General features: G+C 49.4%; 16 protein-coding genes. 10 read left to right on the top strand and 6 right to left on the bottom strand.

Going from position 1 to position 15409, the window contains the following annotated elements; all coding sequences use genetic code 11:
- The first annotated feature begins 10 nt into the window (after positions 1 to 10).
- Both D0S45_08015 and D0S45_08010 read left to right on the top strand, forming a co-directional pair.
- Entirely contained in the window at positions 11 to 409 is a 399-nt protein-coding gene (locus D0S45_08015) for a hypothetical protein (protein ID TIH17097.1), read from the top strand.
- A gap of 187 nt (positions 410 to 596) precedes the next feature.
- Positions 597 to 932 (top strand): restriction endonuclease, encoded by a 336-nt coding sequence (locus tag D0S45_08010; protein ID TIH17096.1) that lies wholly within the window; start codon positions 597 to 599, stop codon positions 930 to 932.
- 45 nt (positions 933 to 977) lie between these two features.
- On the opposite strand, the gene D0S45_08005 is transcribed toward D0S45_08010, so the two are convergent.
- From D0S45_08005 to D0S45_07995, 3 genes are all read right to left on the bottom strand, one after another.
- On the bottom strand, positions 978 to 3128 hold the full coding sequence (locus D0S45_08005; GenBank protein ID TIH17183.1) for an RNA-binding transcriptional accessory protein: 2151 nt from the start codon (positions 3126 to 3128) through the stop codon (positions 978 to 980).
- Between the two features lie 120 nt (positions 3129 to 3248).
- On the bottom strand, positions 3249 to 3734 hold the full coding sequence (locus tag D0S45_08000) for a hypothetical protein (protein TIH17095.1): 486 nt from the start codon (positions 3732 to 3734) through the stop codon (positions 3249 to 3251).
- Between the two features lie 28 nt (positions 3735 to 3762).
- A complete protein-coding gene (locus D0S45_07995) occupies positions 3763 to 4341 on the bottom strand; it encodes a hypothetical protein (protein ID TIH17182.1) in 579 nt (192 codons plus the stop codon).
- 132 nt (positions 4342 to 4473) lie between these two features.
- Between D0S45_07995 and D0S45_07990 the strand changes: the two genes are divergently transcribed.
- Together D0S45_07990 and D0S45_07985 are read left to right on the top strand one after the other, a co-directional pair.
- Positions 4474 to 5019: a hypothetical protein gene (locus tag D0S45_07990; GenBank protein ID TIH17094.1), complete on the top strand. Its 546-nt coding sequence runs from the start codon at positions 4474 to 4476 to the stop codon at positions 5017 to 5019.
- Entirely contained in the window at positions 4994 to 5194 is a 201-nt protein-coding gene (locus tag D0S45_07985) for a hypothetical protein (protein ID TIH17093.1), read from the top strand. Before D0S45_07990 ends, D0S45_07985 begins: the two co-directional genes overlap by 26 nt.
- Before the next feature lie 89 nt (positions 5195 to 5283).
- Here the strand turns inward: D0S45_07985 and D0S45_07980 are convergent, their stop codons facing one another.
- Entirely contained in the window at positions 5284 to 6714 is a 1431-nt protein-coding gene (locus D0S45_07980; protein ID TIH17092.1) for a PLP-dependent aminotransferase family protein, read from the bottom strand.
- 135 nt (positions 6715 to 6849) lie between these two features.
- On the opposite strand from D0S45_07980, the gene D0S45_07975 reads away from it, so the two are divergent.
- From D0S45_07975 to D0S45_07965, 3 genes are read left to right on the top strand one after another with little or no spacing between them, the layout of a single operon-like run.
- Complete coding sequence (locus D0S45_07975; GenBank protein ID TIH17091.1) at positions 6850 to 7560, top strand: branched-chain amino acid ABC transporter permease; 711 nt, start codon at positions 6850 to 6852, stop codon at positions 7558 to 7560.
- Positions 7560 to 7883 carry an AzlD domain-containing protein gene (locus tag D0S45_07970; GenBank protein ID TIH17090.1) on the top strand — a complete coding sequence of 108 codons (324 nt, stop codon included), beginning with the start codon at positions 7560 to 7562 and terminating at the stop codon, positions 7881 to 7883. The genes D0S45_07975 and D0S45_07970 overlap by 1 nt, the downstream gene beginning before the upstream one ends.
- Before the next feature lie 23 nt (positions 7884 to 7906).
- Positions 7907 to 8461: an HDIG domain-containing protein gene (locus D0S45_07965; protein ID TIH17089.1), complete on the top strand. Its 555-nt coding sequence runs from the start codon at positions 7907 to 7909 to the stop codon at positions 8459 to 8461.
- A gap of 238 nt (positions 8462 to 8699) precedes the next feature.
- Here D0S45_07965 and D0S45_07960 read toward each other — a convergent pair whose 3' ends face one another.
- Positions 8700 to 10262, bottom strand: coding sequence for a hydantoinase B/oxoprolinase family protein (locus D0S45_07960; protein TIH17088.1), 1563 nt, complete (start codon positions 10260 to 10262; stop codon positions 8700 to 8702).
- Between the two features lie 18 nt (positions 10263 to 10280).
- Positions 10281 to 12251 (bottom strand): hydantoinase/oxoprolinase family protein, encoded by a 1971-nt coding sequence (locus D0S45_07955; protein ID TIH17087.1) that lies wholly within the window; start codon positions 12249 to 12251, stop codon positions 10281 to 10283.
- 334 nt (positions 12252 to 12585) lie between these two features.
- On the opposite strand from D0S45_07955, the gene D0S45_07950 reads away from it, so the two are divergent.
- The 3 genes from D0S45_07950 to D0S45_07940 are packed head-to-tail and all read left to right on the top strand — an operon-like array spanning position 12586 to position 15391.
- Positions 12586 to 13560 carry an ABC transporter substrate-binding protein gene (locus D0S45_07950; protein TIH17086.1) on the top strand — a complete coding sequence of 325 codons (975 nt, stop codon included), beginning with the start codon at positions 12586 to 12588 and terminating at the stop codon, positions 13558 to 13560.
- A gap of 6 nt (positions 13561 to 13566) precedes the next feature.
- On the top strand, positions 13567 to 14064 hold the full coding sequence (locus tag D0S45_07945) for a TRAP transporter small permease (protein ID TIH17085.1): 498 nt from the start codon (positions 13567 to 13569) through the stop codon (positions 14062 to 14064).
- Positions 14054 to 15391: a TRAP transporter large permease subunit gene (locus D0S45_07940; GenBank protein ID TIH17084.1), complete on the top strand. Its 1338-nt coding sequence runs from the start codon at positions 14054 to 14056 to the stop codon at positions 15389 to 15391. The genes D0S45_07945 and D0S45_07940 overlap by 11 nt, the downstream gene beginning before the upstream one ends.
- Positions 15392 to 15409: the final 18 nt, after the last annotated feature.

Here is a 15409-nt window from a genome sequence, read left to right as displayed (position 1 = left end):
AGGAATCACCATGAAAAAATTTAGAAATCTAATACTGATTATTGCCGCCCTCTTTCTGATCTCCGGCTGTTTCGGAGAAGATAAAAAAATAACCATGAAAGTGGCTGCCACAGCCTACACCTCACACGTTGCCCAAACTTCAGCCCACCCTTTTCTGGGCGCATGGGGAGATGAACTCAAACCGGGCATGAAAGCCATTGCGGTCTCACGGGATCTGATCCAAAAAGGACTGACCCACAATACCAAAGTTAAAATCGAAGGGCTTTCCGGCGAATATGTGGTCAAGGACAAGATGAACAAGCGCTGGACCGACAAAATCGATATTTATATGGGCCTCGACACCAAAGCAGCCAAGGATTGGGGCAAACGAGAGCTAACCATTACTTTTGAAAAGAAAGACACGAAATAGAAACAAGGGCGCACTCCCATAAGGGAATGCGCCTTTTTTACTCATCTATTCAAGAGCTTACAAAAACTTTTCACTCTAAGCCGATCCGCTCTTTATTTTTACGCCCGATTTACGTAAAGATGAGCTTTCGCGGCCAACGGCAGCTTTCTGCCTCATTAAATCTCTGCCGCGATAAACGGAGAACCAATTGAGCGAACGGAAAAGAAATCCTCATCAGTCCATACGGGCCTACTGCCTGTGGTGCATGGGCGGCAGCCCGCAGCTTGTCAGGGAATGTGAGGACAGCGACTGCTCTCTTTATGCATTGCGTGAACCCAAAACCGAGGAATCCCAGCGTACCTGCATTCGGGCTATCCGCAGACACTGTCTCGCCTGTACTGTAGGCGACCGTCAGGCTATCCGCGATTGCAAAGAAAAAGAATGTGTCATCCGTCGTTTCCGTTTCGGGGTACATCCCAAAACCATGCAGAAACGTAGAAAACGGCAGCAGGCAAAAAGCTATCTCACCCTTCCGGGTCTTTAAAAACTAAAAAACCGGGAGTCAGTTAAACTGGCTCCCGGTTTATTTTTACATATCAGACTGGCGCATGCTGAGCGAAATACGTTTGCGCTGAATATCAACTTCCAAGACCTTAACCTTTACGGCCTGCCCCGGATGAACCACCGTTGCCGGATCGCGCACAAATTCATCAGCAAGACGGCTGATATGAGCCAGCCCGTCCTGATGCACCCCGATATCCACAAAAGCCCCGAAGGCGGTGACGTTGGTCACGATACCGTTAAGGATCATGCCTTCGCGCAGATCTGAAACTTCCTTTACGGAATCATCAAAACGCACAGCTTCGAACTGCTTACGCGGATCACGGCCCGGTTTTTCCAACTCTTTCATGATATCTTCAAGAGTAGGCAAACCCAGATCATCAGAAACATAATCTTCTAAATTGACCTTACCACGCAACTCGCCGGACTTGATAAGTTCGGCAACGTCTGCACCGAGATCTTTGGCAATCCCGGCTACGGCCTTGTAGCGCTCCGGGTGAACAGCTGTGCAGTCCAAGGGATTCTTGGCCCCGCGTATACGCAGGAAACCAGCGCATTGCTCAAAAGCCTTGGGTCCAAGACGGGGAACCTTGAGCAATTCCCGGCGGGAATTGAACGGACCGTTCTCCTCACGAAATTTAATCACATTTGTAGCTAAAACCGGCCCCAAACCAGAAACGGATTGCAGCAGCCTTGCGCTGGCAGTGTTCAATTCCACACCGACCATGTTAACGCAGGATTCAACCACCCTGCCAAGGCTTTCAGCCAAGCCCTTTTGGTCCACATCATGCTGATACTGACCCACACCGATGGATTTAGGATCGATCTTGACCAACTCGGCAAGCGGGTCCATAAGTCTGCGCCCGATGGAAACCGCCCCGCGCACAGTAATGTCGTAATCCGGAAATTCCTCACGGGCTATTTCCGAAGCGGAATAGACAGAAGCCCCGGATTCATTGACCATAATCACCTGAATGGATTTATCCAAGCCCAGTTCTTTAACAAACTGCTCGGTCTCGCGTCCGGCTGTTCCGTTACCGATAGCCACGGCTTCGATGTCATATTTCTCCACCAGCCCGCTAACTATGCGCACAGCCTCTTTCTTCTTGCCCTCAGAAGTAACCGGGTAAATGGTATCGTTATGCAGCAGGGTTCCCTGTGCATCAAGGCAAACCAGCTTGGCCCCGGTACGAAAGCCCGGATCAAGGGCCAGCACCCGCTTGCCACCCAAGGGGGGAGCAAGCAGAATTTCACGCAGATTAGCGGCAAAAATATTGATCGCTTCAGTATCGGCCTTTTCCAGCAGCACCCCGCGCAGTTCGGTCTCCATCTGCGGAGCAAGCAGCCGTTTATAGCTGTCGGTTGCAGCCAGCTGCACCTGCTTCGAAGCCGCAGAATTAGAGCGGACCAGCTTACGGTGCAGAATATCCAAAGCATCATCTTCTTCCGGGCGGATGGATACCTTTAAAAATTTATCCCGCTCACCACGAAACAAGGCCAGAATTCGATGGCCCGCAGCCCGCTTGGCAGGTTCGCGCCAATCAAACCAATCCCGGAATTTTGAAGCCTTGTCCTTATTCTCATCGGCCTGCGCAGCCTTGGTGGGCTTTGATTCGATCAAAGCCTTACGCTCAAACAAAGAACGCACGGCCTCACGGGTAACCGTGTTTTCAGTGATCTTTTCAGCAATGATATCACGCGCCCCGGCCAGAGCATCATCCACCGATTCCACGCCCTTTTCCGCAGAAACAAAGCCCTGCGCTTCCTGAACAGGATCACATTTCTGAGCAAAAAGTTTATAGGCCAGCGGCTCAAGCCCTTTCTGGATCGCAGCCTGTCCCTTTGTCTTACGTTTTTGCTTGTACGGCAGGTACAGATCCTCAAGCTGGCGCATGGTCTCAGCACCATCAATCTTCTTGCGCAGACCATCGTCCAGCTTGCCCTGCTCATCAATGGATTTAAGTACGCTTTCACGCCGTTTATCCAACTCCTTCAGCTTTCCCAAAAGATCACTGACCGCAGCAACCGCAACCTCATCAAGACTTCCGGTAGCTTCTTTACGGTAACGGGAAATAAAAGGAATAGTCGCGCCCTCATCAAGAAGGTCCACAACAGATTTTACGTTTTTAGATGGAATACTCAGTTCAGACGAGATGCGAGAAATATTTTTTGAATTCATATGATAAGAACTTTGATGCGCTAAAAGCGAAGCGTAATAAAAAGTTTTGAGGAGATGGGGTCTGGGGAAGGAAAACTTTTGCAAAAGTTTTCCCTTCCCCAGCCGTCGGAGACAAAAATATTACTTACTTGATTCTTCTTTCTGTAATTCTTCGGGAGAGAGGGACCAAAAAGGAGTGCCGTCTTTTGTCAGACGAAACTTGTACTTGCGTTCTTCTCCGGCCTTGAGCTTGGCGGCCATGTATTCGTACTCACCATCAATCTCGACCAGCACGCCGTAAACCTTAACCCTTACACCCGGACGCAGATCTTTGATACGCGGCTCAACGAAATCTTTGGGACCGAGATGCACGAGCACTTTCTCGCCATCTTCCTTATCTTTAACGAGAACGCCGATCCCTTCGGTCATGCCGTCCATGGGTTCGATATCCTTAATTTTAAGGAGAGTCCCCTTAAACACATCACGGTCGGTGTTATCGTAAAGGGAATCATATTCACCGCCCTTTTCCCAACCTTTGATATTCATTTCCCCGGCAAAAGCGGAAGAAACGGTTAGAAGAGCAAGGCAGAATACAATCAGGGAACTTTGAAAAAAACTTTTAATCACTAGAAAAACTCCTTTTAAATCAAGCTTCCTACTGGGTAAGCCATTTATTAAACGCACGCAAGGTAACCAGTTTGATGTCTACAGCCGCCCCATTGCGTAAGAAATCAGTACGCACAAACTCGACTATGACCTTTCCGGTCTTCACATCAACGAGAAACAGCCGGACATAGTCAGCCCGTGAATCATTCATGGCATCACGATCGCCAAGAGCATTATCTGCGGAAATATCATAAAGCAGGGCCAGCTCAGCATCCACACCGGAAAGAGCAGCCTGTACTTCCGGCACAATTGGATAATATTTGCCGTACTTGCGGCGTTCCCACAGGCTGGCCTTCTTAATATTTTCAAGCATGGTAACATCGCCGCCATTGACGGCATAGCTGGACCATTCAAGCTCAAACGCACCCGCCTGTTTGCAGGCATTAAGCAAGGACTGGGTCATGCGCCAGCGATACTTGAAATCAAAATTCATGGTGGTTGTCCGCCAAGGAAGCAGTGCCAGCTTATAAACCTTGCCCCCGGTCTCAAAAGGAGTGGTATAATTATCAGCTTTGGCGCAAGAAGCGCAGGCAAGACAAAGAACCAAAACAAGCAATAATCTTTTCATGATAACCTCGTACATTTTTACAGGTACTCTGTTTTATAACGACAGTAGCCATATGTCCATAGACATAGTTTAAACTTGGCGTTCGAGCCGTTTGCCGTTACACTCCGGCAGTTTTTCAATGCGGAGGAGAATATGTCCGATAAAAAAAAGGCCCAGAAACTTTCCAGAAGAGGATTCCTTTTCGGGGGATTCAGAAAAAAAGAAGACCGTGAGCAAATCCAGAGCGCGGCCAAGCCCATTGCGGCCAAAGAAGTAAACCTTGATACTTTAGCAGAAGCCAACGTGGCTTATGAGAATAGTCGTTTTGAAGAAGCGGCAACCAAGTACAAAGAATTCATCAAGACTGAACCGCAGAATGCCGATGCCCGCAAAAGGCTTGGGCACTGTTTGTATAAGAACGAAAAATACGTTCAGGCCAAAGTTGAATTCGAACGGGCTATTCGTATCCTCGGCAAGGACAACTTCTCCTACCTCTATCTCGGATTGCTGCTTTGCCGTGCCGGAGCAGGTAAGAAAGCCGTCCCGGTCTGGAAACTATATTTCGATCCCGAAAACATCACCCTGCAACGGGAAATAAATTTACAGATAGCCCTCATAGAATCCGATCCCGAAGCATCATTCGAAGACGCCGCCAATATGGTGGAGCAGGTGATTGAAGAGACTGCTATGCAAGCTTAAGAAGCCTCCGGCGGCTGGGGAAGGGGAACTTTTGAAAAAGTTCCCCTTCCCCAGACCCCATCCCCTCAAAACTTTTCAGTATGCTTCGCAGTTTCGTTTAAAAAATTATGCTGCAAAAAAGCAATTTCGTACAAGCCCGCTAAATATTTTCTTGTTACAAATTTTCAAGCTATAGGCGAAGCCCTATTAAAAGTTTTTGAAGAGTCCAGAGAAACTTTTTACAAAAAGTTTCTTTGGTCCCCGAAGGGCCGCCGAAGGCATCCATCACTCAGCCGCAAGTTCGCCTAAACGGCGGACCCCGGCTTGAATCTCGTCACTCCAGAGCGACCCGCTGGACAGACGGATATAATTTGAAAAAACATCCTGCGGCGAAAAGACGGTTCCGGGCACAATGCCGATACCTTCTTCGCGGGCCTTGAAAAAGAGTTCCACGCCGTCTTTTGATTCGGGCAACTCCACCCAGAGCACGGACCCGCCTTTGGGATTGGTAACTTTTGTCCCTTCAGGAAAAGATAAACCGATCTCAGTACGCATCTTCTGCATCTGATCTTTCATGGCTGCGCGCAATTTCTTGAGATGACGGTCATAAAGGGTTTCGCGCAGATAGCGGGCGATAGCCATCTGGGTGGCGGCAACACAGGAAACATTGGTGGTAGCTTTTATCTCAAGAGCCTTTTCCAGATAACGGCCCGGAGCCAGCCAGCCCACCCGGTAACCGGGCGCAATGGTCTTGGAAAAAGATGAACAAAGCAACACTCCGCCATCGCGGTCATAGGATTTAAGTGTACGTGGCCGGGAATCACCGAAATAAATTTCCCCGTAGACATCGTCTTCCACCAACGGAATTTTACGGGATGCAAGAATTTCTACAATTTCCTTTTTGCGGGCATCAGAGGTCAGACCGCCATCAGGATTGTTGAAATTAGGCGAAAAGATGCAAGCTTTGATGTCAAAAGTCCGGGTGATGTCCTCCACCCGATCCGGGTTAATGCCCTGCTTAGGGCAGGACGGCATCTCAATGGCCCGCAAACCGAGATTTTCAACCAATTGTAGGAAGCAGTAATAGGAAGGAGACTGTATAAGCACCAGATCACCGGGCCGGGTCAGGGTGCGCAGGGAAATATACAGGGCCTCCATAGCTCCGGTGGTAATGATCAACTCATCGGCCGTAACATTGGAACCGCAGTCTACAGAACGAAAGGCAATCTGGCGACGCAAGTCAAGATTACCGGGAATCATCTCATATCCAGCGGTATCGAGTGGATTTTCCCGGATAACGGAAGTCATGATCTTGGCAAGCTGACGGGTAGGCAGCAAATCTTCGCTGGGACAAACCACGCCAAGAGGAAGTAAGTTCTTGTTGCCCACGGTTTCAAGGGCTGTGCGGATCAGCTTGTTCTTGGTAACCGTATGCGGTTCCAGCTTCTGGGTAGTTTTGATTTCCGGGGTGGGAATAGTCCTAAACTCGCTACGCACATAATAACCTGAACGAGGCCGGGACTCGATCAGCCCACGCTTTTCCAGTTCTTCATAAGCATGGGAAACAGTGGAAATGGAGACCTTGAGGGTTTTGCTCATCTGGCGCAGGGACGGCAGCTTATCACCGGGCACAAGATCGCCGGCTTCAATATGCTTTGAAAGTTCCTGCTCTACTTTTTTATATCTGTACTGATTATTTGAACTGTCCAGATTCATTGTTTTTCCCTCGCTACTCGAAACTGTTATGGTCTATTTTCTATAAATCTGTATCTGTACTGATGTCAGATTTTATGTAGACTGGCAAGCAGATCAGAAATCTCTCCTTGAATTTTAATTACGCCGGAGGTAACCGTGGAATCGGTCATGAATTCCCAAAAAATAAAACAAAGCAGCATACTGATGTCAGCCTTCAAACAGGCCTTACCAATCGTACTTGGTTTTTTGCCTGTGGGATTTGCCTATGGCGTTTTAGCGCGCAAGGCTGGAATTTCCATTGATAATACAGTACTCATGTCGCTGCTAGTCTTTGCCGGATCAGCACAGTTCATAGCGGTCGGGTTACTTGCCAGCGGCGCTTCCGCCGTATCAATCATCATCACTACATTTATAGTCAATCTGCGCCATCTGCTCATGTCGGCAGCATTATCTCCGTATCTTAAAAAATGGTCGAAACTTGAAATCGCACTATTCGGATTCCAGCTCACTGATGAAACATTCGCTGTACACTCTACAAGATTTTCTTCAGGAGATATGCATAAAGGCGAGACCTTTCTTATCAACTCCATAGCTCAAGCAGCATGGGTGGGCGGGACCGTACTGGGCATATTCTCCAGCACACTCATCAATGACGTTAAGCCTATGGGCCTTGATTACGCGCTCCCGGCCATGTTTATCGCCCTGCTCATTTTCCAGATCAAAGATAAAAGCCACGTAATAGTCGGACTCATCACCGGACTGTTATCAACCGCACTGGCCCTTGGCGGAGCAGGCCAGTGGAATGTAATCATCGCCACCCTGATCGGCGCAACTCTCGGCGCGGCAGTAAAATGGGGGAATAAATAATGGACCAGCAGACAATACTTTTCACCCTCTTCGGCATGATGGCAGTAACATACATCCCGCGCATGCTCCCGGCCATAGCCCTGAGTTCCCGCGACCTGCCGCCCATCGTGGGCAAGTGGCTTTCCTATGTGCCCACAGCGGTGCTTTCCGCCCTGCTGGCTCCGTCACTGCTCGCGCCCGAAGGTGTAATAGATCTCACCTTCAACAACCTTTACTTCTGGGTAGCAGTGCCTACCTTTGCGATAGCCATGTTCACCCGCAATTTCTTCGGTACTGTGGCGGTCGGTATGGGACTGGTGGCAGCAGCCAGATATTTCTTGTAATTTAAGCAACAAAGGATTTCAAAATGATCTCAAGAGATGAAGCATTTGAACTGCTCAAAACAAATGTAAAAGAAGAAAACCTGATCCAGCATTCCCTCGAATCTGAAGCCGTACTCGGCGCACTGGCTGAAAAACTGGGACAGGATGTTGAACTATGGTCCATGACCGGACTGCTGCATGACCTCGATTACAGCGAGACCGCCGACACCCCGGAAAAGCACGGCCTGATTGCCGCAGAAATGCTCGAAGGCAAGCTGCCCGAGGAAGCAATCAAGGCTATCCGCGCCCACAACGGCGACATGACCGGAGTCGCTCCGCAGTCTGATTTTGATTTCGCGCTACGGTGCGGCGAGACCGTGACCGGACTCATTCACGCCAACGCGCTCATGCGCCCTGAAAGAATGAACGGCATGAAGCCCAAAAGTCTCAAGAAAAAAATGAAAGCCAAAGCATTCGCCGCCAGCGTGGATCGCGAGATCATCAAAGAATGTGACAAGATAGGTCTCGAACTGGGCGACTTTTTCGCTATTTCTATCGAAGCAATAACCAAAGTAGCACCCGAAGTAGGATTGGATTAAACGAATGTGCTAAGCAGACCATATTTATAAATTGTTTGAACTCCAAACGTTTGTTCCCTGCTGGAACAATCACCCAAAAAAGCGGTCCGACACTTGCCAGAAGTGTCGGACCGCTTTGAGGTTTTGGTGGGAAAGCCTTCCGCGTTAAACGGCGAAGCCAAACTAAAAGTTTTTGGGATTCTTAAACCCTTTTTACAAAAAGGGTTTAAGGCCCCCGGCAGGGTCGCCGAAGGCAAAATTACTTACCCCAGCCGCCGCCTCCGGGTGTTTCCATGCGGATAATATCGCCCTTCTTAAGCGGCGAATGAAACTTACCGGGCTTCTGAATTTCCTCACCATCACGGATCAGAATATTCTTACCGGGTGTTCCGGGACTTCCGCCCTGTAAGCCATAAGGCGCATTGACCCGCCGCTCGGAAAGCACGGTAATTTCGCAACCAGACAGCAGCTCGATTTCACGCACAAGACCGTCACCGCCCGGAATCTTACCTGCACCGCCAGTATTTTTGCGGATGCAGTAAGTCTTTACCCGAAAGGGGTAGCTGTATTCAAGAGCTTCGACGGGTGTGTTCAGAGTGTTGGTCATATGCGAATGGGTGGCATGCTCACCACGACAACTGGCGGAAGCACCCATGCCCCCGGCGAGAGTTTCGTAATAGGCAAAAGGTTTGCCAGTACGTTCATCCATGCCGCCGATGGTCATGTTGTTCATGGTTCCCTGACTTGCTGCGGGGATACGCTGCGGAATGGCTTCGGCAAGCGCACCGAGCACCACGTCCACCACGCGCTGCGAAGTTTCCACGTTACCACCTGCAACTGCTGCGGGGAAATTGGCATCAAGAATGGAACCCTTGCGGGTCAAGACTTCGATGGGCCGCAAGATACCAGCGTTGGTGGGCACGTCTCCCTCAATGAGGGAACGGAACACATAAAGCACTGCGGAAAGAGTGATGGAACGCACCGCGTTAACACTTCCGGTAACCTGATCACCGGACGCGGTGAAATCGAGCTTGGCACTGTCGCCCTTTACTTCCATGGTCACGGAGATGGGTACATTTTCGCAATCCACACCGTCACCATCCATGTAATCGGTGAACTGGTAGGTTCCGTCCGGGATGGACTTGATGGTGTTGCGGGTGATGGATTCAGCATAATCATTCAGACTGGCTGCGTAAAAATCAACTTTCGCGAGACCGTACTTCTCGATGAGTTCCTTAAGACGGGTAACTCCGGTCAGGTTAGCCATAATCTGGGCTGCAAAATCACCCTCACGTTCCACCGGGGTACGCACGTTGTTGAGCAACAAAGTCATTACACCGGAAACTATCTCACCATTTTCAACGACCTTTACCGGAGGAATGATAATCCCTTCCTGATAAAGAGAAGTGGAAAGAGGCATGGAACCGGAAGCCATGCCGCCCACATCGGAATGATGGGCCCGGTTGGCAACGTAAAAAGAAGGCTCAGTGGAACCGTCACAGAAAACCGGAGCCACTAGGGTGATGTCCGGCAGATGGGTTCCGCCCTTGAAAGGATCATTGAGCATAACCATGTCGCCTTCTTTGAAATCGCTATTCTCAATGGCGGATTTCACGGAAAGGGGCATGGAGCCGAGATGCACCGGAATATGCGCGGCCTGCGCTACCATGTCGCCTTTATGATCAAAGACTGCGCAAGAAAGATCGCGGCGTTCCTTGATGTTGGGAGAGAAAGCGGTACGGGTCAGGGTTACACCCATTTCCTCGGAAATAGCCGCAAACCTGTTCTTGAAAACCTCAAGGAGGATCGGATTCACATTCATTATATATAAACCTCCTGACTACTCGATGTCGAAAATAAGGTTGCCGTAAGGATCTACCTCACCCTTGGCAAAGGGCGGGATAACCAGAGTGGAGCTGTATTCAATGATAACAGCCGGACCGTCGACCTTATTACCGGGGCGTAGCTTATTGCGGTTAAGGATGCGGGTTTCCATCTTTGTGGAATCAAAAACAGTCTCGGTGGTGCCGAGCAATGCTTCGGGGTCCATTTCAGAGACCAGCGCGCCAGCTTCCGGGAATTCCGGCTTGGTGGGCATACCTTTTGTACGCAGACGGATGTTGACGATCTCAACAGTCTTGTCATCGTTGCGGTAGCCGTAGTTCTGCTTGTGCAGACGGGAGAATTCCTCAATCCAGTCACCGCTGAAAGGCACAATAATTTCAAAGGACTGGCCCTGATAACGCATATCTAGAAAACGTTCGACAATGATGTCATCAGCAGCAAAACCTTCTTCACCCAAATCAGCACGGCCCTGCGCTTCCAGAGGCGCGAACAATTCTTCGAGATCCACATCATTGGTGTTGTGCTGGTCGCGCATAACGGTCAGGGAATAATCCTTGATGACATCCGCCATGACCATGCCCACGGCGGAAAGAATGCCGGGGTTGTTGGGGATGAACAGCTTGGGGATGGAAAGCAGCTTGGCAAGGAAGGCGCAATGCATGCCGCCCGCACCACCGAAGGAAAACATGGTGAATTCACGGGGGTCAAAACCACGCTCTACGGAGATCACGCGGATGGCGCGTTCCATGTTGGTGTTGGCAATATCGAGGATACCTTCGGCCAATTCCACCGGGGTAAGACCCGCTTTTTCAGCCATAACTTCCATGGCTTCGTTCAACTTTCCAGTCTCAAGGGACATTTCCCCGCCAAGAAAATGTTCGGGAATAAGACGGCCAAGGTAGAGGTTGGCGTCAGTTACGGTGATCTCGGAACCCTTGCCGTAACAGATGGGACCGGGATCAGCACCCGCACTTTCAGGACCGACGGTCAGTGAACCACCTGCATCCAGACGGGCAATGGAGCCGCCGCCCGCGCCTACAGTATGGATATCGAGCATGGGCACCTTGACCGGGTAATCCTCAATTGCGGACTCCAAAGTCAGAGGAAGCTCTTCATTAATTAATGCAACATCAGAAGAAGTTCCGCCCATATCAAAGGTGATAAGACGGTCATAACCAGCCATCTGGCCGATTGCATGTGCACCCACCGCGCCCCCGGCAGGACCGGAAAGGATGGTCCGAACAGACTCATTCATAGCGGTTTCTGCGGAGATGGAACCGCCGTTACTCTGCATAATACGCAAAGGATCTTCACCAAGGGTTTCCTGCAACTTGGTCAGGTACTTGGTCATTTTTGGAGAAACATAGGCGTTGATAACCGTGGTGGAAGTACGTTCGAACTCACGGAATTCGGCCAGAATTTCATGGGAAACAGAAACTGGAACACCCACAGCGTCCAAAAGTTCGCGCATTCTGTTCTCATGTTCGGGGTTTAAATACGAAAAAAGAAGACAAAGTGCGACGGATTCGACACCGGATTCTTTAATTCTTTGCAAAATATTTTGCACTTTTTCTTCAGAAAACGGTTCAATTTCATTCCCTTCGTGATCAATTCTTCCGGTAATTCCGAAGCGAAGTTCCGGCGGAACAATATGCGGTTTTTTACAAAAAGATAAATCATAGAGGTCTGAACGGTTCTGACGACCGATCTGAATGACGTCCTCAAAACCATCATTTGTGATCAGGGCGGTCTTCACACCTTTACGTTCAAGGATGGCGTTTGTAGCGACAGTGGAACCATGAACGACCTGAACGGCCCGGTCCCCGGCAATGTGTTTAATGCCGTTAATTACGGCCTCGGAAGGATCATGAGGAGTGGAAAGACGCTTGTGTACGCCCCATTTATCTCCATCCTTATAAATGAAATCTGTAAATGTTCCTCCGGTATCTACTCCAATTATCAGCACTATACATCCTCCACTGGGTCATTATTAAGCCGCTCTATCAAGAACCGCGATTTGTCATTTTATTTACTGTATATTGTTCGATTCGAGCGAACATTACCCAATTTTGTCCACAATTAAAAGATTTTATTTTTGTAAAATTGTGTGTATAAACACTCTTAATTCATCCAAATCGAAACGAAAACGAATTATATATTTTCAAAATACTCGTAAAAACTGTTCTCATTTTTTCGAGTTTTTTAATTTTTCACAAACACTAAAACACAAATAACGGACAAATTCTAAAAAAGTATTTCTCAAATAACAAAAACAGCAAAACTCAACACGGAGGTTACTCATGTTAAAACGGATCATCACTCCCCTGCTCATGGTTCTGGCCTTGGCCTTTTCCGCACAGGCAGCTGATCTCAAAATGGACTGTAATGCCATCTACAGTGCAACCAACTTCCACTCACAAGGCGCGAAGCTCTTTGCCGACAAAGTCGCTGAGTACACCTCCGGTTCAGTACAAATCACAGTCCACCCCGGCGGAAGCCTCGGATTCAAAGGCCCTGAACTGCTTAAAACAGTAAAAGACGGCACCCTGCCCATGTCTGACATACTCATGGGTGTTGTTTCCGGTTCCGATCAGGTTTTCGGCTTAAGTTCCATGCCCCTGCTGGCTAAAGACTACGCTGAAGCAAAAAAACTCTACGCAGCAGCCAAACCCTACTATGAAAAAGCCTGCCGCCGCTGGAATCAGAAAATGCTCTACGCCGCACCTTGGCCTCCCAGCGGACTTTTTACCAGAAAGCCTCTTAAAACCGTTGCTGATTTCAAAGGTCTTAAGACCCGAACCTACGATAAAAACGGCGCAGAATTGCTCCATGCCACCGGTGCCAGCCCCATGTCCTTGCCCTGGGGAGAACTCTATTCCGCACTACAGACCGGACTTGCAAACTCCGTCCTGACCTCCGCTGTATCCGGCAAAGACGGTAAATTCTGGGAAAACCTCAAGTACTTTAACAATATCAACTACGCTTTCCCGCTGAACATGATGGTCATCAACAAGGACTACTGGGATGCCCTGAATCCCAAACAGCAGGAAGCCATGCTCAAAGCCGCTGCTGAAATTGAAGCTTACCAGTGGGAACAGTTCGCAAAAAGCAATGAAGAAGCTCTCAAAATCATTGCTGAAAAGGGCATGGTCATATCTGAACCTTCCAAGGAAATCAGCGACATGCTGCAGAAAGAGGCCACACTCATGCTTGATAACACCCTCAAAGGTGCCAAAAAAGGCTTAAAATCAGCCATCAAAGCTTACAAAAAGTAGAATTCTATGCGTGCAATTATCAGGTTAATCGAAGGCCTCTCCATTGGAGGGGCCTTTCTTTCAGCAGCCGGGATGCTTTTCATTGTTGGCCTTGTGGTCATTGAAATTATCCTGCGTGCAGTGCTGAATACATCTACCCTTGTTTCCAGCGAATACGGCGGCTATGCCCTTGTTTTCCTGATCCTTACCGGACTGGCCTATACTATGAAAGAGGACGGGCTGATCAGAATCAACCTGCTTACCTCCCATTTTTCCAAAAAAGGCAAGCGCATCGCTGACGTCATTTCCGGACTTCTCGGTGCGGCAATTACTGGATTCGCTCTCTATTTCACCGTGCAGATGGTCTACGAAACATGGGACCTTGAAATGACTGCGGACACAATTGCGGAAACACCGCTCTGGATTCCACAACTGGCCATCCCCGTAGGTCTGGCTCTGCTTCTGCTCCAGATTATCGCCTTTATTGCCAGAAGAGCCTCGGAGGAAACCACAGATGATAAGTGATCCCCTAATGCTGGCCGTTGTCCTTGTAGGGGGCATGGTCCTGTTTCTGCTTTCCGGTCTCTGGATCGGATTTTCCCTCTATGCAGCAGCCATTTGCGGCATGCTTTTCTGCAAGATGAACCTGCCGCCGACCATTTCCATATGGGACAAAATCGGCGATCTCATGGCCAACTCTCTGTGGAACACCATGAACTCATGGCCCCTTTCAGCTCTGCCGCTGTTCATCCTCATGGGAGAAATCCTGTACCGCACATCCATTTCCACCCGTTTACTCAATGGACTGGTTCCGTGGCTGTCTAATATTCCGGGACGCCTCTACCATATCAATGTAGTGGCCTGTTCCCTTTTTGCAGCGGTGTCCGGCTCCAGTGCGGCAACCACCGCCACCGTGGGAAAGATCACTTTCAATGAACTTTCCGAACGCGGCTACCACAAAAGTCTTGCCATCGGTTCCCTTGCCGGGTCCGGCACTCTGGGCTTCCTGATCCCGCCCAGCCTAATCATGATTATCTACGGCATCCTCTCCGACACATCCATCGGACAGCTCTTTATTGCCGGGGTAATTCCAGGGCTGACCCTCGCCGGCGTCTATTCCGCATACATCATTGTACGCTGCATGATGGACCCGACACTGGTTCCGCAGGACAAGGAAGAATTCACCACTGCCCAGCGCATTGAATCCTTGAAAGACCTTTTCCCGGTCTTCCTGCTCATTACCGTGGTACTCGGCGGCATTTACGCCGGATTGACCACTCCCACTGAAGCGGCAGTTATCGGTGTGCTCGGCGCACTTGGCATCGCCGTTTGGTTCAAGAACCTGACCCTGTCCAATTTCAAGGAAGCCCTGCTTTCGGCAGTAAAAACAAGCGGCATGATCTGCTTCATTATCTGTGGTGCGGCCTTCCTTTCACAGGTTGTCGGTTTCCTCGGCATTGCCACTGCACTCAGCAAATATATCGCTACCTTGGACCTTTCGCCGTACATGCTTATCTTTGTTCTGGGTATCATGTACGTCATGCTGGGCATGATCCTCGACGGTATTTCCATCGTAGTAATGACCCTGCCCATCGTGCTACCCATCGTAACCGCAGCCGGATTCGATCCGCTCTGGTTCGGTATCTTTGTAGTATTCATGGTCGAGCTATCACAGGTAACGCCGCCCGTTGGATTCTCCATCTTCGTCATCCAGTACATTACCGGAGACGACGTAAAGGACATCCTCAAGGCGACCTTCCCATTCTTCGTAATTATGGTTCTGATGGTAATTCTGGTAACCATGTTCCCGGAAATAGTATTCTATCTGCCCGAAAAAATGATCGGAAGTTAATATAATTAAACACAAAAA

It is taken from the genome of Marinifilum sp. JC120, assembly GCA_004923195.1.
Taxonomy (GTDB): domain Bacteria; phylum Desulfobacterota; class Desulfovibrionia; order Desulfovibrionales; family Desulfovibrionaceae; genus Maridesulfovibrio.
This window is presented reverse-complemented; position numbering and strand designations above follow the sequence as displayed.